Source organism: Psychrobacter sp. 78a-MNA-CIBAN-0178 (assembly GCF_040309625.1).
Taxonomy (GTDB): domain Bacteria; phylum Pseudomonadota; class Gammaproteobacteria; order Pseudomonadales; family Moraxellaceae; genus Psychrobacter; species Psychrobacter okhotskensis.
Genome location: NZ_JBEOOZ010000007.1, coordinates 23,335 through 49,209, shown reverse-complemented (window position 1 = coordinate 49,209; position 25,875 = coordinate 23,335). Strand labels below are relative to the sequence as shown.

The 25,875-nt window shown below is 38.0% G+C and carries 21 protein-coding genes; 1 reads left to right on the top strand and 20 read right to left on the bottom strand.

Annotated features, from left to right (window positions below; all coding sequences use genetic code 11):
* Positions 1 to 79 precede the first annotated feature (79 nt).
* The 10 genes from AAEY80_RS06330 to galE all read right to left on the bottom strand — a co-directional run bounded on the left by AAEY80_RS06330 (position 80) and on the right by galE (position 12,525).
* Entirely contained in the window at positions 80 to 2,533 is a 2,454-nt protein-coding gene (locus tag AAEY80_RS06330; protein WP_350588062.1) for a glycosyltransferase family 2 protein, read from the bottom strand.
* Between the two features lie 21 nt (positions 2,534 to 2,554).
* The gene (locus AAEY80_RS06325; RefSeq protein ID WP_350588061.1) at positions 2,555 to 4,363 is read right to left on the bottom strand and encodes a glycosyltransferase; all 1,809 of its coding nucleotides are present in this window, start codon (positions 4,361 to 4,363) and stop codon (positions 2,555 to 2,557) included.
* Between the two features lie 50 nt (positions 4,364 to 4,413).
* Positions 4,414 to 4,956, bottom strand: a complete 543-nt coding sequence (rfbC, locus tag AAEY80_RS06320; RefSeq protein ID WP_201616712.1) for a dTDP-4-dehydrorhamnose 3,5-epimerase — start codon at positions 4,954 to 4,956, stop codon at positions 4,414 to 4,416.
* A gap of 64 nt (positions 4,957 to 5,020) precedes the next feature.
* A complete protein-coding gene (locus AAEY80_RS06315) occupies positions 5,021 to 5,665 on the bottom strand; it encodes a DUF8374 domain-containing protein (protein WP_201616710.1) in 645 nt (214 codons plus the stop codon).
* Positions 5,666 to 5,719: 54 nt separating this feature from the next.
* Positions 5,720 to 6,589, bottom strand: coding sequence for a glucose-1-phosphate thymidylyltransferase RfbA (gene rfbA, locus AAEY80_RS06310; protein ID WP_201616708.1), 870 nt, complete (start codon positions 6,587 to 6,589; stop codon positions 5,720 to 5,722).
* Positions 6,590 to 6,674: 85 nt separating this feature from the next.
* Positions 6,675 to 7,583, bottom strand: a complete 909-nt coding sequence (gene rfbD / locus AAEY80_RS06305) for a dTDP-4-dehydrorhamnose reductase (RefSeq protein ID WP_201616706.1) — start codon at positions 7,581 to 7,583, stop codon at positions 6,675 to 6,677.
* The gene (gene rfbB, locus AAEY80_RS06300; protein WP_350588060.1) at positions 7,583 to 8,656 is read right to left on the bottom strand and encodes a dTDP-glucose 4,6-dehydratase; all 1,074 of its coding nucleotides are present in this window, start codon (positions 8,654 to 8,656) and stop codon (positions 7,583 to 7,585) included. The genes rfbD and rfbB overlap by 1 nt, the downstream gene beginning before the upstream one ends.
* Positions 8,657 to 8,771: 115 nt before the next feature.
* Positions 8,772 to 10,022, bottom strand: a complete 1,251-nt coding sequence (sat, locus tag AAEY80_RS06295) for a sulfate adenylyltransferase (RefSeq protein WP_350588059.1) — start codon at positions 10,020 to 10,022, stop codon at positions 8,772 to 8,774.
* A gap of 210 nt (positions 10,023 to 10,232) precedes the next feature.
* Positions 10,233 to 11,398, bottom strand: a protein-coding gene (locus AAEY80_RS06290) for an IS3 family transposase (protein ID WP_160021669.1) whose coding sequence is annotated in 2 segments (ribosomal slippage) — positions 10,233 to 11,140 and positions 11,140 to 11,398 — 1,167 coding nt in all. Because the reading frame shifts where the segments join, the coding sequence is not laid out codon by codon here.
* A gap of 68 nt (positions 11,399 to 11,466) precedes the next feature.
* Positions 11,467 to 12,525, bottom strand: coding sequence for a UDP-glucose 4-epimerase GalE (gene galE, locus AAEY80_RS06285; protein ID WP_350588058.1), 1,059 nt, complete (start codon positions 12,523 to 12,525; stop codon positions 11,467 to 11,469).
* A 185-nt stretch (positions 12,526 to 12,710) separates the two neighbouring features.
* On the opposite strand from galE, the gene AAEY80_RS06280 reads away from it, so the two are divergent.
* On the top strand, positions 12,711 to 13,661 hold the full coding sequence (locus AAEY80_RS06280) for a capsular polysaccharide export protein, LipB/KpsS family (RefSeq protein WP_350588057.1): 951 nt from the start codon (positions 12,711 to 12,713) through the stop codon (positions 13,659 to 13,661).
* A 48-nt stretch (positions 13,662 to 13,709) separates the two neighbouring features.
* Here AAEY80_RS06280 and AAEY80_RS06275 read toward each other — a convergent pair whose 3' ends face one another.
* The 10 genes from AAEY80_RS06275 to odhB form a co-directional block, all read right to left on the bottom strand.
* Positions 13,710 to 14,996, bottom strand: coding sequence for an alpha-2,8-polysialyltransferase family protein (locus tag AAEY80_RS06275; protein ID WP_350588056.1), 1,287 nt, complete (start codon positions 14,994 to 14,996; stop codon positions 13,710 to 13,712).
* 50 nt (positions 14,997 to 15,046) lie between these two features.
* A complete protein-coding gene (locus AAEY80_RS06270) occupies positions 15,047 to 16,444 on the bottom strand; it encodes a tetratricopeptide repeat protein (protein WP_350588055.1) in 1,398 nt (465 codons plus the stop codon).
* 22 nt (positions 16,445 to 16,466) lie between these two features.
* On the bottom strand, positions 16,467 to 17,561 hold the full coding sequence (locus tag AAEY80_RS06265) for a DUF6716 putative glycosyltransferase (RefSeq protein ID WP_350588054.1): 1,095 nt from the start codon (positions 17,559 to 17,561) through the stop codon (positions 16,467 to 16,469).
* A 3-nt stretch (positions 17,562 to 17,564) separates the two neighbouring features.
* A complete protein-coding gene (locus AAEY80_RS06260) occupies positions 17,565 to 18,605 on the bottom strand; it encodes an N-acetylneuraminate synthase family protein (RefSeq protein WP_350588053.1) in 1,041 nt (346 codons plus the stop codon).
* Positions 18,602 to 19,285, bottom strand: coding sequence for an acylneuraminate cytidylyltransferase family protein (locus AAEY80_RS06255; protein ID WP_350588052.1), 684 nt, complete (start codon positions 19,283 to 19,285; stop codon positions 18,602 to 18,604). The genes AAEY80_RS06260 and AAEY80_RS06255 overlap by 4 nt, the downstream gene beginning before the upstream one ends.
* A gap of 14 nt (positions 19,286 to 19,299) precedes the next feature.
* Complete coding sequence (gene neuC / locus AAEY80_RS06250; RefSeq protein WP_350588051.1) at positions 19,300 to 20,418, bottom strand: UDP-N-acetylglucosamine 2-epimerase; 1,119 nt, start codon at positions 20,416 to 20,418, stop codon at positions 19,300 to 19,302.
* Positions 20,419 to 20,523: 105 nt separating this feature from the next.
* Entirely contained in the window at positions 20,524 to 21,399 is an 876-nt protein-coding gene (sucD, locus tag AAEY80_RS06245) for a succinate--CoA ligase subunit alpha (RefSeq protein WP_350588050.1), read from the bottom strand.
* A gap of 153 nt (positions 21,400 to 21,552) precedes the next feature.
* Positions 21,553 to 22,719 (bottom strand): ADP-forming succinate--CoA ligase subunit beta, encoded by a 1,167-nt coding sequence (gene sucC, locus AAEY80_RS06240; protein WP_350588049.1) that lies wholly within the window; start codon positions 22,717 to 22,719, stop codon positions 21,553 to 21,555.
* 186 nt (positions 22,720 to 22,905) lie between these two features.
* Complete coding sequence (gene lpdA / locus AAEY80_RS06235) at positions 22,906 to 24,357, bottom strand: dihydrolipoyl dehydrogenase (RefSeq protein ID WP_173240238.1); 1,452 nt, start codon at positions 24,355 to 24,357, stop codon at positions 22,906 to 22,908.
* Positions 24,358 to 24,560: 203 nt separating this feature from the next.
* A complete protein-coding gene (gene odhB, locus AAEY80_RS06230; RefSeq protein ID WP_025652972.1) occupies positions 24,561 to 25,820 on the bottom strand; it encodes a 2-oxoglutarate dehydrogenase complex dihydrolipoyllysine-residue succinyltransferase in 1,260 nt (419 codons plus the stop codon).
* Positions 25,821 to 25,875: the final 55 nt, after the last annotated feature.

Genomic DNA, 25,875 nt, shown 5'->3' with positions numbered 1-25,875 from the left:
ATTTTTTTATATATCTTTGGCAAATAAAGACCTAAATAATATAAAATTCATATAATTAAAGCTGATTAATATTAAATATTTATATATTAATAGAAAAATCTTCTCTAGCTTTAGTTAAATTCGGGCTGTAGTGAGGATCTCTATTTAACAAACTTGGCCAAGTTGACTTCATATAATTCATTTCTTTGTTGAACCTAGCTACTTTTTCTGGATTGTCCTCCGCACCACGACTGATAGACTCATGGTGATAGAGCTCCGCATAAGGCGTCCATAAATTACGATAACCTGCGCTGTATACCCTCAAGCAAAAATCTACATCGTTAAAGGCTACAGTGAGGTCATTCTCATTTAGACCGCCTACTTCATTGTAAATACTTCGTTTTACTAATAGACAAGCTGCTGTCACCGCTGTCAAATCTTGTACTAATACCAATCGATGAAAGTAACCTACTGACTCTTTTGGGAAGTACTTATGAGAATGGCCCGCAACGCCACCAAGGCTGGTAATAATTCCAGCGTGCTGTATTTGGCCGTTAGCATAATATAGTTTTGCTCCTACACATCCAATTTCAGGGCGTATGGCATGCATGACCATTTCAGTAAGCCATTCAGGGTTAATGACTTCCACATCGTTATTGACTAAAGCAATGATTTCACCGTCTGTATGCTTTACGCCAAAGTTATTGATCGCCGAGTAGTTGAAAGGTTGGTCATAACGTATCACGGATATCCTGTCATCTTCCGCCTGAATCTGCTCAAAAAAGTCAAACGTTTCTTGCTTCTCGCTACCATTATCTATGATTAAAATATCATAGTTAGTATAGGTTGTTTTTTCTAATATGCTACGTACAGCTTGTTCTGTAATGTCTTTGCCATCTCGGGTAGGTATTAACATGCTAACTTTAGGAGAAGGGTCAGGTATAGGCCAATCTACTTTATAAGTGTTTGGAACTTTGCCAATATCTACTTTAACGCCCTCAGGGCCATTGGTGTCAAAGTAATCCTGTAATGCTTTAATGCCAGCATCTGTTGTGTATGTTTTCTCACCTGCATCAGAAGCGGTAGAGCCCTCAATAGCACGCCAATGGTAGAGCACTTTGGGAATATGAATGATTCGTGACGCATCTACATGTGGTAAGCAGCGTAATAAAAGGTCATAATCTTGGCTACCCTCTACTCCGACCCTAAACCCACCAATGGCGTTAATCAGTTTGGAATCATAGACGCCTAAATGAGAAACATAGTTTTGAGAGAATAGTAAGTCTAGATTCCAGTCACTCTTAAAGTGTGGATTTGATCTTACTCCATTTTTGTCAATCTTATCTTCATCAGAGTAAATAATTTTAGTATTGGGATTTTCAAATATGGCTTTTGCACAATGATATAAAGCATGTGGAGACAACTTATCATCATGATCTACCAATACGATAAAACGACCAGTAGCTATCTCAATTGCAGAGTTTGTCGCCTTGGAAATATGGCCATTCTTCTCTCGATATACTATCTTAATACGCTCATCTTGGCTCTCATAGCTTTGTAAGACCTCCCTTACTCGCGTATCAGGGGAGCAGTCATCTGCAATGCATATCTCAAAGTTAGAGAAGCTCTGGTTAAGAATTGAATCAATGCACTCTCTTAAGTACTTTTCTTCTGTGTTATAAGTTGGCATTACAATTGAAAACAGAGTCGAAACTGTAAAGTGATTCTCTAAAGCCTGTATCTCTTCATAAAAGAGTGCTTCATCCACCTCATTAGTAGCGATCCACTGCTCATAACTACCAATCTGCTCATTACTTTCTGTAATGAACTGATCATACTGCTGATATAATTTTAATAAAGGTTGATCGACATCACTTAGCATCTGCCTAGCTTGTAGTAATACCTTTTTGAAGTAATCAGCAATCGTATGCTCATTAATCGTCGTAATTTCAAAGTCAAACAAGCTAAATTCAGTTTGGGCTTCTAATGGATCAAAACGAAGAGAGACAGGTGGCATTTGTAAAAAAATAACACGTTCGTTAAGGCCTGTATTTAATGGAATACGTACCGTATGCTCTTCGGAATAACCTTCGCCATAATCAATATAAATCTTTCCTAGCTGACCTACCAAGTTGGTATTAGCAAAAATGTAAAATGACAAACCATAAAAACCAGGATGGAACCCTTCTATACTCTTATTAAGCGTAAAATACGGGTCATTATTCTTTGCTATGAATATATTATTTTTTTGTTCTAGCTCTTTTGCTACAAAATCATTTTCAGTCAATAACACATTATCTTTATAACTATTCAGCAGGCTACTTTTATTTTGTTTTTTTGCAAGAAGTTGTTCTAATTTATCTGTAGATACGTTACCGTCTTGCTGTAGAAGTGCCTGTTTTAAATTGAATCTTACCATATCCTCAATGAATGGATACTTATGAAAAGCTTGGACATATAGCTGAATTGATAATTTGTAATAGCCAAGTCTTAGAGCAGCATTGGCTTGATAGAAACAATTATATTCATTCGTATTATCGGCGAGAGTTTGCATGATTCTTTTTAATACCTTTTATTATTTTGGTGCTCCACTTTGGAGTACAGAGGACTGATTGTGCCACTTAGCTTTAAAAATCTCTCGGTTTTGATTTATATGGCTTTTACGGCCTTTGGTCTTTGATCTATGATGATAAACAGTACTTTTTGCTTCGTACCATAAATATTTTTCAGGGTATTTTTGGCGAATTCTGAGACATAAGTCCATGTCCTCTTGGCCATTAATATACCAAGCATCAAACCCCTCTAAAGCAGCAAAATCATGTGATTTTATCATTAAGCAAGCAGCTGTTAACGCCTCACAAACAGTAGAAGTATTTGCTTCACTGCTGTCTTTATTATCCCCTTCGAAGCGACACCTTCCAAAGCCGTCCTCCCCGAAGTACACACCTGCACACTGAACCTTATCATCAAAATACAAAAGCTTAGGTTGGACTGCAATAACTTCTGGATTAATCATTGCTTCTTGAAGATATCTTAGCCAGTTAGCCGTAACTTGAGTGTCATTGTTTAAGAATACAACTTTATCTCCTTGGCTTTTGCTAAAGCCACAGTTGCATGCTATAGAAAAATTTAAGTTGCGAGGTAAATGTACAATATGCACCTTACTGCTCAAACTAGCATACATATCTAAAATAAAGCCGTTAAATTTTTTGCTACCATTATCAATTATGATCACTTCATAATTGATATTCTGAGTATATTTTCGAATTGACTCCAAACAAGCTAAAGTCAATTTAATGTTATTAAGAACTGGAATTATAATTGAAACCAGTTCTTTCTGGCGCGGTTGTTGACGCAGCGTAGGCCAGTTCATCATCTTATACTCTAACTGTTTAAGCTCAAGTGGTCTAACTCTATTAGCAAAACCATTGAATTGTCCTATTAGTAAAAAATGTAGATAAGCGTGGCTATTACACTCAAAATTGACACCGACATCTTTAGAGTACGCTAATACATCTAATAGGGAAACACGTTGTAATATTCTAAAATTATCAATTAAATGTTGATAGCTATGCATCAGCTGCTGAGTAGAAACTTTATTGATGGCAAAAGGATGTTTACTACTATATACCAAAAAACTATGGTTTGATTTTAACTGTGATGGTAGAAACAAACCAATATCACCTGACTTTTGAGCAACTTTAGTCACTAATCTCTCTATCGCGTGTGCTATTTGACCATCTTTTGCAAAGGGCTGTTCAAACCATTCCTCTTTTTCAATCAAGTCATGCGCTGCGTCGGCGAAATGGCGAGGCTTGATCCAGTATAGACTCCCAGCAAAAAAGCCCCAGTCATCATCTATATCAACCTGCCAAAGCTTAGCTACCTTTTCAGCATTACTCTGGTTATTGAGCATTAAATGCTGGGCTGACATGAAAAAAGGCATTATGCCAGCCATAGTCCAACTTGGGTTAGCACGAATACACTCAAGTGTTTTAAAGAACACTTCTGGAGTACCTATCAATCCTTCATATAAACTCTCAAACCAAATACAGCTAGCCTGATTATCGCAACTTTTAGTATGCAACTTAAGTACCCAGTCATATGCTTGTAGACTAGGTACTAATCGAAAAAAGGGTAGCAAGTCCATTCCATAATTAGGCTGGTAATGAACCTTCGCTTGGCTCAAATCAGTAGCAATAATTGTATGAATTTCTGGCTCAGAGCTGTCATTTAAGGTGATATGTACGTCAACTTCTATATCCGCTATATCTATATCGCATACTGCATTTATGCGGTCAGCCATAACCTGAAATTGTTCTGCATAAAAAGCATGAATAACGATAGCAACTTTGAATGTATTTAATTCCAATTCTTTATCCACCTGCCAGTTATTACCTATCGATTTAGAGTTCCGTTATAGGGTTTGATAAATTAAAACTTAGGTGCTTCAGAGAAGCTTAAACCAGCTTTATCTTTATCGGAAAGTGAGACCTTATCACTTTCAATAGGCCAATCTATGCCTATACTTTTATCATTCCAAAGTAACGAATACTCATCACCAGGGTTATAGGAATCAGTGCACTTGTAAACAAACTCTGCTTGTTTACTTAGCACAATAAACCCATGAGCAAATCCAGGTGGCACCCAAAGCATTTTTTTATTTTCTTCGCTAAGATGTTCTCCAACCCACTTACCAAAAGTTGGGGACTCAGCGCGCATATCTACAGCAACATCAAACACTTCTCCTCGCACTACCCTAACCAGTTTTCCTTGAGGCTTCTCATATTGATAATGCAGACCTCTTAGTATGCCATACCCTGAACTACTATGATTATCTTGTACAAAACGATAATCACCACAATGCTTTTCAAACTCAGTTTGGCGAAAGGTTTCCATAAAAAAACCACGTTCATCACCAAATACGCTTGGTGTCATTAAAACAACATCAGGTATCTTTAATTTCGTATATTCCATAATACATAACCCCCAGTAACAATAATTCTATTCAAATGTCATAAAATAAAATAAAAAATTAATATTATTTCTTATCTCTATGTTTAAAGAAATAAACTTCCTTAGTTAATTCGAAAGGTAGCTTTAAAAGCTCTCTAGGAGAATTAATACTTTCAATTGCAGCTAATCCAACTCTATAGGTAAGATGCTGTTTCGCTTTTTCTGCTTCTGCAGCATCTATGTAGCTCTCCAAGGGTGGTAAGTCGTGTTCTTCGGTTTCTTTAAAACTATTATATTCTTTCAATAACAGCTTAGGAAGTTTAGCCACACCTTTGGGCGTTTTAGTACTTTGTATAATGAGACGACCCAATCTATATGGAAGATCATCTTCAACTCTCTGACGAGCACCATAATAGAACTTATCTGGCTTCTTAAGTAAATCTGTTTCCTCTTTAGTAAAATGCGCCCTTAAAAACAGAAGTTCTTCCTGACTTTTATGAAGTGCTTCAAGAAAAAAGGATATTTTTTCGTTACTTTGTTCTTTAAAAGTTTCTAGGCGAGAGCTCATTTCGTCTATTTGGGCAGTTAGCTTTTCATTCTCGGCATTTTTATCTGAAATTACCTGTATTAAACTCTCACACTTTTCTTTCAGATCTCTTTCAACGTTGAGATCAGTTTCTGTTATATTAGGGTATCTTTCTTTAAAGCGAACCTTTCTTTTGTGAGCCATCACTCTTTCCTGTCATTTCCGAATTATTTTTCATTCAGCACTTTAGACAGCTACTTATCTGTTAAGCAGTCTTAAAAGATACTGGCCATATTGAGTCTTTCGAAACTTAGTACCTTCCGTTTCTAACTGTTCATCATTAATCCAGCCGTTACGCCAAGCGATTTCCTCAAGACTAGCTACTTTCAACCCTTGGCGATGTTCGATGGTCTGTACATAACTACTTGCTTCTAGTAATGAATCATGAGTACCAGTGTCTAACCAAGCAAAGCCACGACCAAGTTTTTCAACATGTAAATCGCCACGTTCTAAGTAGGCATTGTTCACTGAAGTAATTTCAAGCTCACCACGATCTGAAGGCTTCACTGATTTAGCAATAGAGATCACATCATTGTCATAGAAATATAAACCTGTGACAGCATAGTTTGATTTAGGAGACTCAGGCTTTTCCTCGATAGAAATGGCTTTACCAGACTCATCAAATTCAACCACACCAAAACGTTCAGGATCATTGACTAAATAGCCAAAGACAGTTGCCCCCTTTGTTCTCTGCACTGCTTGTTCCAACTGAACTGAAAAGTGTTGGCCATGAAAGATATTATCTCCCAGCACTAAGCACACTGAATCGTCGCCAATAAACTCTTCACCTATAATAAACGCTTGCGCTAAACCATCAGGCTTAGGTTGTATAGCATAGCTAAACCTAACACCAAACTGTTTCCCACTTCCTAATAGTTTTTGATAAGCAGGCATATCATCTGGTGTAGAGATGATAAGAATCTCAGAAACTCCAGCCAACATAAGCACTGAAATCGGATAATAAATCATAGGCTTATCATAGACCGGCAACAGCTGTTTCGAGATGCCCATAGTAATGGGGTGCAGTCGGGTACCTGATCCACCAGCCAGTACAATACCTTTTGTCATAATAGTGTCAGCCTTATTGGTCGTGTGTTATTTTTAGAAGTAGTCAATTTACTTATTGAACGTTTAAGCATCACCTCTTGAATGTTTAGCTTTGATTCATCTCTAACCACTCATCAAGCGTCAAAGCAAGCTGGCTCTGCCATGTTGGCATTGATAAACCGAATGCAGACTCAATTTTATCAAGACTCAAGCGCGAGTTTAGAGGACGCGTCGCTGGTGTTGGGTACTCTGAAGACTCTATTTGACCCAGTCCCTCTTCTTTTAATGCTAACTCTATCCCTTTTGAGCGAGCACCCTCAAATATCGTCTTAGCGAAACCATACCAACTGGTATAACCACTAGGAGCTAAGTGATAAACACCACTTAGCTCTTGCGCCTTATTAGATACTAATATTCTTTGTATACACAGTAAAGTGACTGTCGCAATCAAGCGAGCAGGTGTCGGTGCCCCTATTTGATCATTAACAATATTGAGTCCCTCACGCTCTTGACCCAACCTCAACATACTCCGCAAAAAGTTATTACCACGTGCGGCATACACCCAACTGGTTCTAAAAATTAGAAACTTCGTTGCGGTTCTTTCAATGGCTAAGTCACCCTCAAGCTTAGACTGACCATATAGATTTTGAGGACTGGTTGGATCGTCTTCACGCCAAGGCGTCTCTCCATTACCAGGATAAACGTAATCAGAAGAGTAATGAACCAATAGAGCATCATGTGCAACACTTAACTTAGCTAGGGTCTGCGGTAAATCTCTATTTAAAGCAAAGGCATTGTTCTCATCTGTTTCTGCCTTATCAACTGCCGTATATGCAGCAGCGTTGACAATAATGTCAGGCGCTAGCTCATCAATATGCTTATACACAGCATCAGAGTCTAAAAAGTCCACGTCACCACGACTGACTGTGATAATAGAACCCAAAGACTGTAACTGACGATGTAACTCAAAGCCAACCTGCCCTGTATGTGCAAGTAGTACTATCTTCTTAGCCATTATTTTTTCGCCAATTTGTTGTTGATGTCTTGGTAAGAGCCATCTTGGATAGACTGCCACCAAGTGGGATTATCCAAATACCACTGCACTGTTTTCTTGAGACCTGTGTCAAAGGTCTCATTTGGTGTCCAGCCAAGCTCTTTTTCTATCTTCGATGCATCAATCGCATATCGAACATCATGCCCTGGTCTATCAGTAACATAAGTAATCAAATCTTCGTAATTTGAAACACCTTCAGGCTTATTAGGTGCTAATACCTCAAGATGTTTACAAATCGTTTTGACAACTTCGATGTTCTGCTTCTCATTGTGACCACCGATATTGTAGGTTTCACCAATATCACCTGTCGTTGCCACTAAAACTAAAGCGCGTGCGTGATCTTCAACAAACAGCCAATCTCTAATTTGTTTGCCATCTCCATAAATCGGTAAAGGCTTTCCTGCTAAAGCATTTAATATCGTTAGTGGAATCAACTTTTCAGGAAAATGATAAGGACCATAGTTGTTTGAACAGTTCGTTATCAACGTCGGCAGTCCAAATGTACGCTGCCAAGCTCTGACAAGGTGATCTGAAGAAGCTTTACTTGCTGAATATGGACTGCTAGGTGCATAAGAAGTCGTTTCAGTAAATAAATCATCAGTCCCTTCTAAATCACCATACACCTCATCTGTTGAGATATGGTGGAATCGAAACCCAGCTTGCTTATCATCACTCAAACCTTGATAGTAAGCTCTAGATATCTCCAACAGGTTATAGGTACCTATAACATTGGTTTCAATAAATTCTTTTGGACCGTCAATAGATCTATCCACATGACTTTCAGCCGCTAAATGCATAATAATATCAGGCTGAAATTCATCAATAATAGACTGACATTTCTCAAAGTCACAAATATCTGCTTGTACAAATTGATAGCGCTCAGAAGCCTCTATATCACTCAAAGAAGCCAAGCAGCCTGCATAAGTCAACTTATCAAGATTTAACACAGTGTGGTCTGTATCGTTTATTAAGTATCTAACTACTGCCGAACCAATAAAACCTGCACCACCGGTGACTATAATTTTCTTTTTCATAATATATCTAATTTATAATTTAGCTATTGTATAAAAAAACCGCATTCTAATAACTGATATTCATCGCTATCTATTATTGTCATGTGGTTTATTGTCCATTTACACTATCATTAAGTTACTTAGCTGAAGCACCTTTTAACTCAACCTTAGCACGATCTTCTTTTGCAATCGTTGCATAGTAATCACGAAGAATTTGTAAAACTTCTGGGCGGCTGAAGTTTTCAGGAACGTCTTGATCTTCAGACAAGGCCTTACGCAGCTTAGTACCCGACACTTTAACATGTTGGTCAGCATCATGTGGGCAAGTCTTGGTTGATGCCATTGACTGGCATGCATTACACCAGAAAGTCCAATCGATTTTAATTGGTTTGGTTTTTAAAGCATTTTCTGGGATTTGATCAAAGATATCTTGAGCATCAAAAGCACCATAGTAGTCACCAACGCCTGCATGGTCGCGGCCCACAATCAGCTCAGAACAACCATAGTTTTGTCTAAATAATGCGTGTAATAGCGCTTCTCGAGGGCCTGCATAACGCATGTCTAGCGGATAACCCGACTGAATAACTGTATCTTTTCTAAAGTAGTTATCAATTAATGTGCCAATCGCTTCTTGGCGTACTTCTGCAGGAATATCACCTGGCTTTAAAGCACCTAATAGAGAGTGAATCATCACACCATCACAGATCTCGACCGCGATTTTAGCTAAGTATTCGTGTGAACGGTGCATTGGATTACGTGTTTGGAAAGCAGCAACTTTCTTCCAACCTTTTTTCGCAAACTCTTCACGTGTTTGAGTTGGTGTCATATAGATACCAGCATACTCCGTTGGGAACTCGCCTTGGCTGAACACTTCAACACGACCTGCCAAATTTACATCAGCTTGTTCCATGACTTTTTTAACGCCTGGGTGGTCAGTATCTGTTGTACCAAACACTGTTCTGCATTCATGCTCTTTATCAATGGTGTACTTCTCTTCAAGCGTTAAGATACCCATGATTTCGCCATCTTCGGCTTTCAGGGCAATTTCATCACCAATCTCAAAGCCTTCCGCTTGCTCTGAACTGGCTGATAATGTGATAGGAATTGGCCAGAATAGACCTTCATTCTCCCCTGATTTCAGCTCCATGTCATCACAGACACCTTGCCAATCCGCTTTGTTCATAAAGCCGTCTAGAGGAGTGAAGCCACCAATACCAAACATGATTAAATCACCACGCTCACGTGAACTCATTGTAACACTTGGTAATGTCTCTGCTTTTCTCAGAGCATTTTCTAGCATTTCGCCTTCTAGCAAAAGAATATTTAGGGCTGGGCTACCATGTGGCGTTACTAAGTTATCAAGAGCTTGTTCGATATCGTTCGACATAGATTACTTCCTTTTTTGAGGTTAGATATATGATTTGAAAAACTTATAGACTATAACTTATAGCAATTAAAAAACCACGAAATCTATTATAAATGACTTAATTTCAATTAGAAAATACTTGTTGAGTTGCTTCGGACATTCCTTAAACATGACTCTAGTAAAAATGACCTATGCTATCAAATCCGTAGACCTAAACTTGGGAGATTTTAATCAAGCGGCCTGACGATAATGATCAAACCACACCTGTCTTGGCGACTTCATGCCTAAACCCTTTTGAATCCTAGTCTGGTTATACTCAAGCTCAATATATTTAACAATATCGCTAATGGCTTCCATCCTTGTTTGATACTCTTGGTGATACACTAGCTCATTCTTTAACACGCCCCAGAAGCTCTCTATAGGGGCATTATCGTAACAATTGCCCTTACGGCTCATTGAACCTTTAAACTTATGATGTTCGATCAAATTGCGATAGTCATGACTGCAATACTGACTGCCTCTATCTGAATGCACGATTAAGCCTTTATTGGGCTTCTTATTCCTAATCGCCATATTTAGCGCGTTACAGACTAAATCTGCTGTCATTCGCTTATTAATGGCATAGCCGACCAGCTCTTTGGTATAAATATCTTTTACCCCTGCTAAGTACAGCCAACCCTCAGAGGTCCAGATATAAGTGATATCACTGACCCAAGCTTGGTTGGGCCGTTTGGCTTCAAAGCTTTGCTCTAATAGGTTTGGATAAATTGGTTTATTGTGATCTGAGTTAGTGGTCACTTTAAACTTCTTATGACGCTTGCATTTGATAGCATACTCTTCTTTAATACTTCTGATCATGTACTTGCTAATCTTATACCCTTGAGCCGTTATATGGGCTTGTAGACGCTCATAACCATAGCGCTCTTTTGTCTCAGTATGAGCGGCTTTAACCAGCAATAGGCAATGGTTACGATGTATTTGCTGATCACTGATACCACGAATTATCCAGTCATAGTAGCTGGATGGTTGAACCTCTAAAACAGCACACATCCGAGTAATACTAAAGAGTCGCTGATTGGCTTTGATAAAGGCGTACTTCACTAACCGTTTTTCGCAAAGTACGCCGTGGCCTTTTTTAGTATCTCACGCTCCTCTTCAGCTATCTTGAGCTTACGCTTGAGTTGTTTATTCTCTTCTATCAGCGCCATAAGCTCAGGATCATATTGTTTGGTGCCCTTAAGCTTGCCCTGATTGGCTTTATTCTGCCAGTTGGTTAGGGTCTGCATCGGTATGCCAAGCTTTCTTGCTGCGGCGCTGATATTGCCATTATGCTCAGCTATGCTTTTGACGGCTTCGGCTTTAAATTCTTCGCTGTATCGTGCTGTTTTTTTAGTCATGGTAAACTCCTTATCGAGTTGTTAGTTTACCAAGTTTTATTCTACGGTTTCTTCAGCATACCTCAAAACTATGATATATAATAACCATTGGGATTCATGCTCTGCCAACGCCACGTATCTTGACACATCTCAGCAATCGATAATTCAGCTTGCCATTCTAACAACGTTTTCGCTTTATCGGCACTGGCATAACAACTGGCAATATCACCTGCTCGACGACCTGTAAACTGATAAGGAATAGCCTGTCCAGATACATTAGAAAATGCAGATACTAGCTCTAATACAGATGTACCTTTGCCAGTACCTAAGTTAATAGGTAAAAAGCCTACTGAGTTTTGCGCCGTACCATCTTCATTTGGTCTGGTTTGTTTATCTAAATAATTTAACGCAGCCACGTGACCTTGCGCCAAATCAATAACATGAATAAAGTCACGGACACCTGTTCCATCGACAGTAAGATAATCATTACCAAAGATACTGAGCTTATCAAGTTTGCCCACGGCCACTTGAGAAATATAAGGCATCAAGTTGTTAGGAATATCATTGGGGTCTTCACCAATCTGTCCTGATGGATGTGCCCCTACTGGATTAAAATATCTAAGAGCAATCAGGTTCCAGCTGTCATCGGACACAGCTAGGTCTTCTAATATGTATTCGACAGCAAGTTTACTTTGTCCATAAGGATTGGTACAAGCGCGCTTCGAGCTCTCATCGATAGGCAGAACTTCAGGGTCACCATAGACAGTGGCAGATGATGAAAAAACTAAATTTTTAATATTATATTCTGCCATAACTTCTAATAAGTTTATGGTACCACTGACATTATTATTATAATACATGAGCGGCTTAGCAACTGACTCACCAACGGCTTTTAAACCCGCGAAATGAATGACGCCAAAAAAATGGTGTGCAGCAAATACCTGTTTGAGTGATTCAGCATCTCGTATATCACCTTCGATAAACTCAATAGGCTGACCAATCAGCGTAGAGACTCGCTTGATCGCTTCAGGGCTACTATTAGATAAATTATCGTACACGACAATATCATAGCCCGCTTCATGCAAAGCAATACAAGTGTGAGAACCAATATATCCAGCGCCGCCTGTGACTAATATTTTTTTACTCATGAAATAATCCAATAGTTTTTTGAACTCTTTTTTCCAAAATAGGTATTCATCTTTATTTGTACATGCAACTATACTGGGAACGATAAACTATTGCCAACTTAAATATCCCTATAATGTATATATACTTCCCTATTATTAATCTAAGCCAATCATTTAAACAATCAACATAAGCCATTAACCATATTATGAAATTCAACACCTACATTCAGCCACTTTTATCGGGCTATTATAAACAGTATCGGCAGCCAAACCAGCGTTTAGCGTTAGTCGTCGGTATGCTGCCATGGCAGGATTTGGTCGGTTGCTGGGTATTAGAGTCGTCACATATCCAAATACAACGGCACTTCGATCAACGCTACTTTGAGCTGTGGCTAAAGCCATTTATCAATCGCGTTAATCCAGTTATTTATATCTGGGGTTATAAAGCACCTGATTATTTTATTGAGTATATACGCGAGCAAGGTCTAGATATCTTCTTTGTAGAAGATGGATTTATTCGTTCTGGCCCTGATGATGAAAGTGGTGCGCCGCCATTATCAATCGTGATGGACAGTCAAGCGCCCTACTTTGATACCACTCGTCCAAACGACTTGACTGATCTTATCGCCAGTTTTGATTTTGAACAGGATGGTTATGATGAGGCGTTGGCACAAGAACTATTGGATTATTATATATCGCATCGGGTGAGTAAATATAATCATCAGCCTTATGTCGATGTCGTACCCATCTATGGTGTTAAAAATAAAAAACGTATATTGGTATTAGGTCAAGTGCCACATGATGATTCATTAAAATACGGTGGCGGTATTGGTATTACCCTACTTGATGTGGTTAATCGAGCTATTAACGAGAACCCTAATGCACAAATCATCGTCAAACCGCATCCGATGACCCTCAATGATTCTTCTATCGTTAACACCCTAACTGAGTTAGACTGTATTATTCTCACTCAGTCTATTCATTTGGTCGATGCTTTAGAGACTGTCGATCATGTCTATACCATTACTTCATTAGGTGGGTTTGAGGCGTTGCTTAGAGGCAAAAAGGTCACCGTATTAGGGCGACCTTTTTATTATCAAATTTATTTAAATCCAACGATGCTCTTTTATATAATATCTATTTATATAAAGTATTAGTAAAAATCTACTCTATAATCAATATTGAAATAATTTAATAGCCACACGTTATATAAAATATATATTCTCAAATTGTTTGAGTATTTTAGTATGAGCTTCAATCATATCAATCCCTTTAGTATTTCTTGTATGATTAATGAGGTTACTTACTAGTGTATCTGCAATAGAATAAGACTTACATCCTGGAGAAAGAAGAGGTGAGTAAACGAGAGCAGAGGAAGTTATACCAATAACACCTTGTACTTTAGATACTTTAACAACCTCTTCTATTAAGAATCTAGATTCTTGAATAACTTTAATTCTACCTCCTGTCTCCTTTTCCATTTCTATAAAACCTGCTAATACAAGTTCATGCTCTTGCTTAGGATGCAGCTTTATAAAAACAGTTGAATCATTGCCTTCTAACAATTTAAGAAGACAACCTTTTACAATAGCTAAATATTCAACTCTATTAATACTAAATTTTTGGCTTAAGTACAAATAATCCTTACTTTTAATATCATATTTTCTTATGATGGATAAAGCATGATCGCTTTCATCTTTAGTAGGTTCTTCAAAAGATAAGTAGTAATTATTTTTCTTAACATTAAACTTCTGGTCAGTTAATTCTGGAAAACTAGTGTAAGACTCATCAAAATCTATAAAAGGTTTAGAAAAACTATCAAAACTTGAATTAGGATAAAATCCTACTAGTTTAGATTGCATTTCAGGACTAAGGTATATTTTCTTAGCAAGTCTTTTTGATTGAATAGTAAAATCTTTTATTAATTTATATTTTTTATACGTTCTTTTAAAAATCTCTGTCTTACTAACAGTATCTTTAGAAAGCCTCTTAACCAAACTAAAATCCAACTTTCCTGAATTTAAGTCGTGTTCATCAAGGCCAAGTCGATAAGTTCCTAATCCTTCTTCAATCAAAATAACTTTTGATCCTGATTTTTTCGCAATACTAGCTAAGATAGAGTAATGATATTGAAAGCTATTTAAATAAAGATTATTTGGATTTATTTTACATATTAACTCTTTATAATCACTTTCCATCTTTTTTATATTTTTTAGTTGCAAGCTATTAGGATTATTAGGTAGTTTAAGAAATAGAACGCTATTAAAAATAGATACTTCATAATTATCATGTATAGCTTGGGGAACAGCCAGATTAACATCTGTATATACAACTACTAGGAAGCAATTTTTTATACTTTTCTTTTTAATAAAACCCGTTATATGCTTAAGCTGACCTAGATTCGAAATAACGAAAAGATTATCATGCTTCCCAGCATATACTGTATTAGCATAATATTTTAGAGAACTCTCTTTGCTAAGGTTTAAACTCATGATAATTCCAGTAAATTTTTATGTGAAAAATTCAGTTAATATGAAAGCATTTAAAGTAAACTATTAAGATCAATTTCAGGATTATTATACAAATCCCATATTTGATCAATTATATCAACAGTTTGACCGCCACCCAATGCTTGAAAATCTTCATCTTTAGTCTTGTCTAAACTAGAATAAGTTGTTTTTAAATCTTGATAACTTCTACCATAAGGAATAGTAAAAGGAATGATAGTAGCATGGCCTGAATAATGAATTTCCTTCTTGTGTATACCTGATTCGTTAGATATTAACTCGACCTCTAGTTTATCCATTTCATATCCATCACCATACACAATAGTTACAGTATCAATATCTCTTTTTATAATATTTTCAATTTTAGGCGCTTTGACTAGAAACATTTCAGCAATTGGATTTATTTCACATATACTTAGAAAACGCCTATAACTAGGAATTACTAAATTAGTATTAAATGGATATAGTTTTACCTGAGGGGAAAATGCTAAACATTTAATAGGAATAGACAGAATACTACTTAGCTCTTGATAAAACATTAAAGCTCCAGTACCTCCTTTAGATGCACCTACTAAAGATAACTCAGTATAAACTTTGTCTTTAATTATATTATTAATTAGTTTAACTATATCTTTATATATATATGTGTAATATGAAGATGTATTATCACCTATATACAATATATCAAATGAAGAATCGAATTTATATCCTTTTAATGCAAATTTTGAATGAGGAGACACTACAACTACAAGCTTTTTATTACCTTTATCTACAAGCTCATAACCGAAAAAATCTTTGTTACATCCTTCAGTTAATTTTTCCCATGAATTTTTGGTATTATCTAAGCCTTTAAGGGAAAAAGTCAATTGATCAACTAAATCTAAATCGCCATTTAACTCTACAATAATCTCTAAGCATTTATTAGATTTTTTATAGCTGCCTATAGAATAATACAAGTATGATAATTCTCTGATCCATAAAACTTTTCTATTTTTAATAGCTAACTGTAGGACATCATCTATCTCCTTCTCATTCACTATCTTATTCAGACGTTTCTTAAGCACTAAGTGTTTATGCTTAGCCGATTTTAAAGTAGGCTTTATACTTAAAGCTTCATTATAATAATAAAATGCTTTCAGGATATTATTTTCTTGATAGTATGACTCACCTAAAACCTCATTTAAAAGATAGTCTGTTTTAAAATAATTTTTACTAATTTTTCTAGAAACATTAATTGCATCGATGAATTTCTTTTCTCTGAAAAAAGATATAGCCAAAACAGCAAAGATATCATCTATGTCTTTATCTAAAAACTCAAAATTCGTATCTATATTCCTAAAAAAATATATAACATCTTTATACATATTTTTTTTGAAAAGATCGACAATCTCTTTTTTTTCTGAAAGCAACAACTCAGTCTGATTCATCTTCATGATAAAACCTTAAAAATAATGTTTATAAGTACTCTAGCGCTTTTTGAAATTCTTTAATTTTTTCTTTTTTAAATATCAAAACAAGTAAATGAGGATGCTTTATACAAATTTTAAGAATAAAAAATCTAATATTCAGAAAATCTCTATTATTTATATTTAAGTATTCAATCCTCTTATTGATACAAATTAATTCTATATTTATTTTTGGCTTCTTAACTCTTTGGCTATACCACTGTTGGTCTTTATTATCTAAACATTTTTTTAAATTAATATTTGCTAATTTTAAATTACTTTTTTCATAAAACTCTTTAGCATCATCATCCATTAACTTACAATCAATTAAATAACTTTTCTTATTATTAATTAAGCCTTCTACAATAGCCGAAGATGAAATACTAAGGAAATAGGACGCTCTATTAATACTTTCTAACTCTAATTTATCGATTACTTCAACATTAGCATAGAGATTTATTTTTTTTCTTAGCTCAATAAAAAAAGAGTCAGTCGAATTATTTCTCACCTTGTATTTGAAAGCTATTTCTGGGTTAAATTTAATGATAGTATCTAAACGCTCTAAAAATACTCTTCTGCTTTTCTTACTATTAAGTATTTCCGTTTGTTCAAAGAATATAGCTTCTTCATAATTATCTTTAGCATCATTATAGCTATGATATGAATCAATCCAACTCATACCATATAATATGCCATTATTGGAACACCTAAATAATCTACAAATATTATTGTATAGCTCAAAGTCAGCCTTCGAATTCAGCCATACTTGATCTGCATTTAGACGACTTATAAAAGCATCAAGTTGATAATGACTCACTATACCTGGAAAGATCGATATCACTTTAGTATCTGTGTCTTTCAACATAGCAATTGTGCAATTTAATAAGTATCCTCCTAAACAGGCAATTACATAGTCATATTCAACTAAGATACCTAAGTCTTCTTTAGTAATATAGATTATAGAACAAGATTCGTGACTACATTGAACTTCTGCATCTATCCCTATGAAAGTAGCTTCACATTTGTATTGTGCACATACTCTTAAGGCTGTTGATTTAACAGCCTTAAAGTGAGAATCTCTTTTGAATAAAAAAGCAATTTTCAATGTTTAGCTCACTTGATTATTCTTCAACTGCTCACCTTTACTGATACTAGTCTGAGCTACTTTACCAATTAATGAATCATATTGGTCAACCAAAAAATCCCCTGTTCCAGGACGACGTACCCAAAGATTTTCTTCAGTTAATATTTCACCTGCTTCAATATCTTTGTACGCAACTACAGAGGCAAAAGCAAAATCAATGGTTGACTGCTCTTCAGCAACAGCTCCTTTAGAGCCACCACGAGCTTTGGCAATAGCTTTACTTCCTTTAATGAGATCAGCCATACCATCTGAATCCATAGAACAATTAATGTCTGGACCAGCTCTATCAAAACTATCGGTGAAGTGACGTTCTAGTATGTTAGCTCCTAGCGCTACTGCACCTAAGCACGCATAATTGTCTACACAGTGGTCAGACAAGCCAATAACAGCATTTGGAAAAGCCTCTTCTAGTTCAGTCAGTGCACCTAAACGCACTAACTCGTATGGTGTTGGATATACATTAGTGCAATGCAAAAGCGAGTATGGAACTTTCGCAGCTTCTAAGATATCCACAGACTTACGAATACTTTCAATACTATTCATACCAGTCGATAAGATAATAGGCTTACCAAACGAAGCAACAAGCTTAATTAGCGGATAGTTATTACATTCACCCGATCCTATCTTGTAAGCTTCCACACCCATACGTTCAAGTCGATAAGCAGCTTCTCTAGAAAAAGGCGTACTGATAAACAGCATTCCTTTAGACTCAATGTACTCTTTAAGAGCAGTTTCATCTTCTTCATTTAACGCACAGCGTTCCATGATCTCATAAATAGAAACATCAGCATTTCCGGGAATGACAGATTTAGCTTCATCCGACATCTCATCTTCTACTACATGCGTTTGATGTTTCACCATTTCCGCACCTGCGCGATGTGCAGCATCAACCATTTCTTTAGCTACTTCCAAAGAGCCTTCGTGATTGATACCAATTTCCGCAATAACTAACGGTTCGAAATCATAACCTATATTGCGATTTCCTATTTTAAAACTTGGTTTCATAGTAATTTACCTTCAGTAATTAAATTTGCTTTTTCTAGATCTGCGTAGTTATCAATATCAATAGACTCATTCTCACCCATTTCAAAAAAACTTGTAGGGTGACTAAAAAACGAATTATTTTTAATTAACTCCTTAAAGGAGCTAATATAAACCGCACCATTGACACGTAAAGCTTTTGGTAACTTCTGTCTAGGGGCTTCTAAATCTGACATTTTACGTATAGGTGCCATTTCGCCTTCACTATTTTGAACAAGAACTTTATAAGGGTGGTGATCGCATAGTGTTACAGATACTACAGAACCTAAAAAAGAATTCTTTTTATATTCATCTATACAAGCTTGTATGTCACTAACTTGGCGCAACGGACTAGTAGGTTGTAAAAGTACACATATTTCATCAGCCAACTGCATATCACAGTATATATCTTTTATAACATCAATAGTTTTGGCACTATCGGATGAAGTAAGATTTCGTCTTCTATGCACTTCGACATCATATGACATAGCTTCTTCTACAATACTCTCGGAATCTGTAGAAACAACTACCCTACTAATACCATTTATCTGCTGTGCAGATTTTATAGCCCGAGCTAATAATGAAACACCACCTACCAATTGTAAGTTTTTATCTTTAATACCTTTTGAGCCACCACGAGCGGGGATCACTGCTACATACTTCATATATATTCCTACCTTTAAAGATCTACAAAAACTTTTTGAACAGGAATATCCCACATTCTTTCGCTATCTATATGAGACTGAAATAGCTCTGTACTGTTTCCTTTACCAAACCAAGTAGACTTTTCGACATTGAGCTTATCTATTTGAGTAAGTACTCGCTCTATGTCTTTCTCTGAATAGCCACAATCCAATACAGAAGGTCCTCTAAAGCGAGAATTTTGTCGAGTACCTATGTTTACGCTCGGCAAACCGTAAAAAGGAGCTTCTCTCACACCAGCACTGGAATTCCCTATAATAAAGTCCGAGTTTTTCAAAAGAACTAAAAAAGACTCAAAATTAATTGATGGGAAAACTCTAAAATTTTCACGATCTTTATAGTTATCAATCACATCAAGTATTTTTAAACTACCGGGATCATTATTAGGATAAATAACTACATAATTCTTACCAGATCTATCGAGTACTTCGAATAGGTTTTCGGTATACTTTTCAATATCTTTTTCCTCACTCGTAACAGGATGAAACATTACGATGCTATAGCGAGAAAAATTAATCCCATAATGACTTTTTGCTGTTTCTAAACTAGGTAAACTGCCTGATTCCATTATGTCTAAGTCAGGAGAGCCTATAATAAATATAGACTTTTTGTTCTCTCCCATCTGTATCAGTCTTTGCTTAGCTTCATCATTAGCAACCATATGAATATGAGAAAGCTTAGTAATTGAGTGCCTTATAGAATCGTCGATAGTTCCTGAAAGCTCTCCACCCTCTATATGACATACACGAATATGATTGAGAGCTCCTACAGTAGCACCAGCTAATGCCTCTATTCTATCTCCGTGTACAACAATCATGTTAGGATCTATAGAATTAACCAACCGTGAAATAATACTTATTGTGTTGGATAATACTGAACACATAGGTTCATCAGTATGCTGATTTGATATTAAGTAGCTATTCTTATAGTTCTGCTTTTTCACTTCATTAAACGTCGAGCCATATAGTTTCATCATATGCATACCTGTCACTAGGACGTGAAGCTCAAACCCTTCCATGCTTTCGACTTTATCCATTAAGCTTTTAATCTTGCCAAAATCTGCTCTTGTACCAGTTACGAATAGAATTTTTTTCATTATTATATTTTCACTTAAGTAAAATAAAAAGACACCCCATTGTAGGGGTGTCTTTATCATATTTCAATATAGATTTAGTAGTTTAACTGTAGACTAATGCCTATCTTACCAACCAGTAACTTCTTTCAGCTTGTCGCCAAGCTTAGATGGGTCACGTGTATACGCGATGCCAGCATCTTCAAACGCTTTGAATTTCTCTTCAGCAGTACCTTGACCACCAGAGATGATAGCGCCAGCATGACCCATACGTTTGCCTTCTGGAGCAGTAACACCAGCGATATAACCAACAACTGGCTTAGTTACATGGTCTTTGATGTAAGCAGCAGCTTCTTCTTCAGCAGTACCACCGATTTCACCGATTAAGATGATAGCTTCAGTTTGTGGATCCGCTTCAAATAGCTTCAGTGCGTCAATCTGGTTCATACCAGGGATAGGATCACCACCAATACCGATACAGGTTGACTGACCAAAACCAAGCTTAGTAGTTTGAGCTACAGCTTCGTAAGTCAATGTACCAGAGCGTGAGATGATGCCCACTTTACCTGGCAGATGGATATGGCCTGGCATGATACCGATTTTGCACTGACCTGGAGTGATAACGCCTGGGCAGTTAGGACCAACCATACGCACGCCGTCTGCTTCTTCGATATAGCGCTTCGCTTTTAACATATCGATCGTTGGTACGCCTTCCGTGATCACGACGATCAGCTTCACGCCTGCATCTACCGCTTCAACGATTGAGTCTAGGACGAATGGCGCTGGTACATAGATAACTGAAGCATCGGCTTGAGTGGCTTCCATGGCTTCCGCCATCGTGTTAAATACTGGTAGGCCTAGATGCGTTTGACCGCCTTTACCTGGGGTGACGCCACCGACGACTTTAGTGCCGTATTCGATCGCTTGTTCAGAATGGAACGTACCATTTTTACCAGTGAAACCTTGTACCAATACTTTGGTATCTTTATCGATTAATACACTCATTATTTATTCCTTGTATTCGGTTGTCTTGTAATAGCAATTTGATGAAGTATTGATCGTTAAATATTAACCATCAGTTTTATAACAACAAACTGCTATTACGCTTTGACTACTATGCTTAATCACTTACATTTAAAGGACTATGCCTCAAATATATTAAGCTTTTACAGCATCGACAATTTTTTGAGCCGCATCTGCTAGGCCCTGAGCTGAGATCAATTTCAGACCAGACTCTTCTAGGATTTGCGCGCCTTTTTCAGCATTGTTACCTTCTAGGCGTACAACAACAGGTACTTTTACGTCAACTTCTTTAACGGCAGCGATAATCGCTTCTGCAATCATGTCACAACGTACGATACCGCCAAAGATGTTGATTAGAACACCTTCAACACTGCTGTCTTCTAGAATGATTTTGAACGCTTCAACCACGCGATCTTTGGTTGCACCGCCGCCAACGTCCAAGAAGTTAGCAGGCTTGCCGCCATACAGTTTGATGATGTCCATGGTAGCCATTGCAAGACCAGCACCGTTGACCATACAACCGATGTTGCCTTCTAGAGCAACGTAGTTTAGGTCGAATTCAGCGGCTTTTAGCTCACGCTCGTTTTCTTGCGTTTTGTCTTGTAGCGCTGCGATTTTAGGTAGACGATATAATGCGTTTGAGTCGATACCGATTTTGCCATCAACACAGACGATTTCGCCATTTTCGCGAACGGCTAACGGGTTGACTTCAAGTAATGCAAAGTCGTTTTCGACAAAAGCATGATAAGCACCAGTCATAATTTTTACAAACTGGTTGATCTGCTTGCCTTCAAGACCTAGCTTGAATGCAACATCACGCGCTTGGTAAGGCATAAGACCTACTAATGGGTCTACGCTTACTTTAAAGATTTTTTCTGGCGTCTCGTTAGCGACTTCTTCGATATCAACACCACCTTCGGTTGATGCCATGAAGGTTACGCGACGCGTAGAACGATCTACAACGGCACCAAGATACAGTTCAGTCTGTACTGGGTACATATCTTCTGCAACCAATACGAAGTTAACTGGTTGACCATCAGCGTCAGTTTGGAACGTGACTAGATTGGTACCGATAAGCTCTTCAGCCACTTGCTTAGCTTCTTCACGAGTCTTAACCAGCTTAACACCACCCGCTTTACCGCGACCACCAGCATGTACTTGCGCTTTGATAACCGCAATGTCTGTTGGTGTTTTATCAAAAGCAGCTGCAGCTTCTTCGCCGTTATACGCGATGATGCCTTCTTGAATGGGCAGTCCGTAGCTTTTTAATAGCTCTTTTGCTTGATACTCATGTAAATTCATTGATTGTATCCTTTATTTTTTACAATTAATAAAAAGTGAAAACAAGTACACAGCAGCGATTTTCTGCTGCGGCACTTGTAACCCCAACGCTGACACCGCAAATAATAAAAACGGTACTGCGTTCAGGCTATAGCTTGTTACTTAAACTTCTAAAAGCGCTGTAAACACTATTGAACGCTATCAAAATTACTTACGTTTTTTACGCTGAATCGCGTGAATAGCACGGCCATCTGCAGATAGAGCCGCTTCATGTACCGCTTCTGAAATCGTTGGATGGGCAAACGTCATCAACTGTAAATCTTCGATACTAGAGACGAATTCCATCGCAATCATACCCTGATGGACGATATCACCGGCGCCAGCTGAGATAGCGTGCATACCTAATAGACGGTCTGTTTTGGCATCAGCGACGACTTTAATAGAGCCTTGTGCTTCGCTTTGCGCAAGGGCACGACCATTAGCCGCTAGGTTGAATGAACCGGTCTTAACTTCATAACCCGCTTCAGTCGCTTCTTGCTCGGTCAAACCAACCCATGCGATTTCTGGATGGGTATAGATAACATTGATAATCGTGTCATAATTAACCTGAGCTTTTTCACCGTGAATACGCTCCACGGCCATCATGCCCTCTTCCATTGCTTTATGCGCAAGCATTGGACCACGGACTAAATCACCAATAGCATAAACGCCATCAAGATTGGTTTTGCACTGGTCATCGACATCGATCAAACCGCGTTCAGTCAAGGTCACACCGCTGTCATCACCAAGTAACTTCTCAGAATATGCACGGCGACCAACACAAACGATGAGCTTGTCAAAGCTCTCTTCAGATGACTCGCCTTTATTTTCGCTAGTAACGACGACTTGATCGCCCTTCACTTCAGCATTGGTGACTTTGGTATCAACACGGATATCAAGACCCTGCTTCTTCAGCATTTTGCCTGCTTCTTTTGCGATGTCTTTGTCAGCGGCTGCTAAGAAACTTGGAAGCGCTTCATAAACAACAACTTCGCTACCTAAACGACGCCATACAGAACCGAGCTCAAGACCGATAACGCCAGCACCGATAACGCCTAGACGCTTAGGAACTGAGGTAAAATCAAGGGCACCAGTAGAGTCAACGATACGATCACCGTCAGTTTTGGCAACTGGGATATCAATAGGTACTGAGCCGGCCGCTAGAATCACGTTTTTAGCGGTAATAGTGCTTTCTGCTTCGTCTTCTAAAGCGACAAACTTAACTTGCTTATCAGCGCCTTTGCCATCAACCAATGTGCCCCAGCCTTGTAGCCAGTCAACGCCGTTACCTTTTAATAACGCTGCCACACCGCCAGTCAATTGCTTAACGATACCTTCTTTGCGAGCAATCATTTGCTCGATATCGATAGCGACGTCGCCAGTGCTAATACCATGTTCTTCAAGATCATGCTTGGTCGCTTCATAACGATGCGAACTATCAAGTAGGGCTTTTGATGGGATACAACCAACATTTAAGCAAGTACCACCAAGGGCTGGCTCACCTTTATAAACACGTTTTTCGATACAAGCAACGCTCATACCAAGCTGACCTGCACGAATCGCTGCTTCGTAACCACCAGGACCGCCGCCGATAACGACTAGATCATAATTATCTTTCATAGTACGTTCCTATTTTTAATGTCTTTCTAGTTTTATTTAGGATTTAAGTGATTGATTGTATTTTTAATAAACTGATGAAGACCTCACTCCATAACCAATACGTTATTTGAGTGAAACCCTTTATTTATTTATCGACAAATAATAATCACTTACACCAAAGTTAAAAAGCTTGTATCGGCGGTTGCCAATACAAGCTTAGAAGCTTACAGGTCTAATAGCAGCATGGTTGGGTCTTCGACCAAATCTTTTAAGGTAACTAAGAACTGTACCGCTTCTTTACCATCAATCATACGATGGTCATAAGATAACGCGAGATACATCATTGGTAGGATTTTAACCTCACCATTAACCGCCATCGGGCGATCATTGATAGCATGCATACCCAAGATAGCAGTTTGTGGTGGGTTCAAGATAGGCGTTGACATCAATGAGCCAAAGACACCACCGTTAGAGATGGTGAAGGTACCACCAGTCATTTCATCTAACCCAAGCTTACCTTCTTGTGCTTTACCGCCAAGCTCACGGATTTTGGCTTCGACATCTGCCATGCTCATGCGATCGGTATCACGTAGTACTGGAACCACTAGACCACGATCAGACGATACCGCAACACCGATATCATAGAAACCATGATAAACAATATCATCACCGTCTAGTGACGCGTTCACTGCTGGGTAGCGTTTAAGAGCCTCAGTCGCTGCTTTGACAAACAATGACATAAAGCCTAGACGCACACCATGACGTTTTTCGAATTGGTCTTTATATTTGGTACGCATGTCCATCAATGGCTTCATGTTGACTTCGTTAAACGTCGTCAGCATTGCAGTCTCTTGCGTCGCTGATAATAGACGCTCAGCCACACGCTTACGTAGACGCGTCATCGGAACACGTTTTTCAGTACGTTCACCCGTCGATTCAGCGACTGGACGACCACTATCAGACTTGATAGAGCTGTCTGCTTTAAGCGTTGGATTTGACATGTCAGTTTTGGTCACACGACCGCCGCGACCACTACCTTCAACGTTTTTAGGATCTACGCCGCTTTCTTTTGCCGCTTTACGCACTGCTGGGCTTTGATCTTTATGGTCAGCTTCGTCTTTTTTGTCAGTCGCTTGTACTGGCTCACCGCCGTCAGTACTTTGCTTGGCTTGTACTGGCGCAGCTGGCTGATTTGGGTTGACAGCTGGAGCGTCATTTGAGCTAGAACCGGCATCTGCACTACCGCTTGCACCCGCTTCGAACTCTGCAATTAACTCATCAGATAACACAGTGTCGTCAACTTGCTTAACGATTTTAGTCACCACACCATCATCAGGCGCTACGACTTCGAGGACAACTTTATCGGTTTCAATTTCAGCCAATAGGTCATCACGATTAACTTGTTGACCTTCAGTGACATGCCATTCAACGATTGTGCCATCGGCAACCGATTCTGGAAAAACGGGGGCTTTAATATCAGCCATCGATATACTCCTTAGATTTGGATATTCATATTTATTATTAAGTCGTGATGGGCAG

Bases quoted from the DNA above. Each gene is read 5' to 3' on its own strand.
- AAEY80_RS06330 (WP_350588062.1), bottom strand. From the start codon at position 2,533: ATGCAAACTCTCGCCGATAATACGAATGAATATAATTGTTTCTATCAA.
- rfbC (WP_201616712.1), bottom strand. From the start codon at position 4,956: ATGGAATATACGAAATTAAAGATACCTGATGTTGTTTTAATGACACCA.
- AAEY80_RS06315 (WP_201616710.1), bottom strand. From the start codon at position 5,665: ATGGCTCACAAAAGAAAGGTTCGCTTTAAAGAAAGATACCCTAATATA.
- rfbA (WP_201616708.1), bottom strand. From the start codon at position 6,589: ATGACAAAAGGTATTGTACTGGCTGGTGGATCAGGTACCCGACTGCAC.
- rfbD (WP_201616706.1), bottom strand. From the start codon at position 7,583: ATGGCTAAGAAGATAGTACTACTTGCACATACAGGGCAGGTTGGCTTT.
- rfbB (WP_350588060.1), bottom strand. From the start codon at position 8,656: ATGAAAAAGAAAATTATAGTCACCGGTGGTGCAGGTTTTATTGGTTCG.
- sat (WP_350588059.1), bottom strand. From the start codon at position 10,022: ATGTCGAACGATATCGAACAAGCTCTTGATAACTTAGTAACGCCACAT.
- galE (WP_350588058.1), bottom strand. From the start codon at position 12,525: ATGAGTAAAAAAATATTAGTCACAGGCGGCGCTGGATATATTGGTTCT.
- AAEY80_RS06280 (WP_350588057.1), top strand. From the start codon at position 12,711: ATGAAATTCAACACCTACATTCAGCCACTTTTATCGGGCTATTATAAA.
- AAEY80_RS06275 (WP_350588056.1), bottom strand. From the start codon at position 14,996: ATGAGTTTAAACCTTAGCAAAGAGAGTTCTCTAAAATATTATGCTAAT.
- AAEY80_RS06270 (WP_350588055.1), bottom strand. From the start codon at position 16,444: ATGAAGATGAATCAGACTGAGTTGTTGCTTTCAGAAAAAAAAGAGATT.
- AAEY80_RS06260 (WP_350588053.1), bottom strand. From the start codon at position 18,605: ATGAAACCAAGTTTTAAAATAGGAAATCGCAATATAGGTTATGATTTC.
- AAEY80_RS06255 (WP_350588052.1), bottom strand. From the start codon at position 19,285: ATGAAGTATGTAGCAGTGATCCCCGCTCGTGGTGGCTCAAAAGGTATT.
- neuC (WP_350588051.1), bottom strand. From the start codon at position 20,418: ATGAAAAAAATTCTATTCGTAACTGGTACAAGAGCAGATTTTGGCAAG.
- sucD (WP_350588050.1), bottom strand. From the start codon at position 21,399: ATGAGTGTATTAATCGATAAAGATACCAAAGTATTGGTACAAGGTTTC.
- sucC (WP_350588049.1), bottom strand. From the start codon at position 22,719: ATGAATTTACATGAGTATCAAGCAAAAGAGCTATTAAAAAGCTACGGA.
- lpdA (WP_173240238.1), bottom strand. From the start codon at position 24,357: ATGAAAGATAATTATGATCTAGTCGTTATCGGCGGCGGTCCTGGTGGT.
- odhB (WP_025652972.1), bottom strand. From the start codon at position 25,820: ATGGCTGATATTAAAGCCCCCGTTTTTCCAGAATCGGTTGCCGATGGC.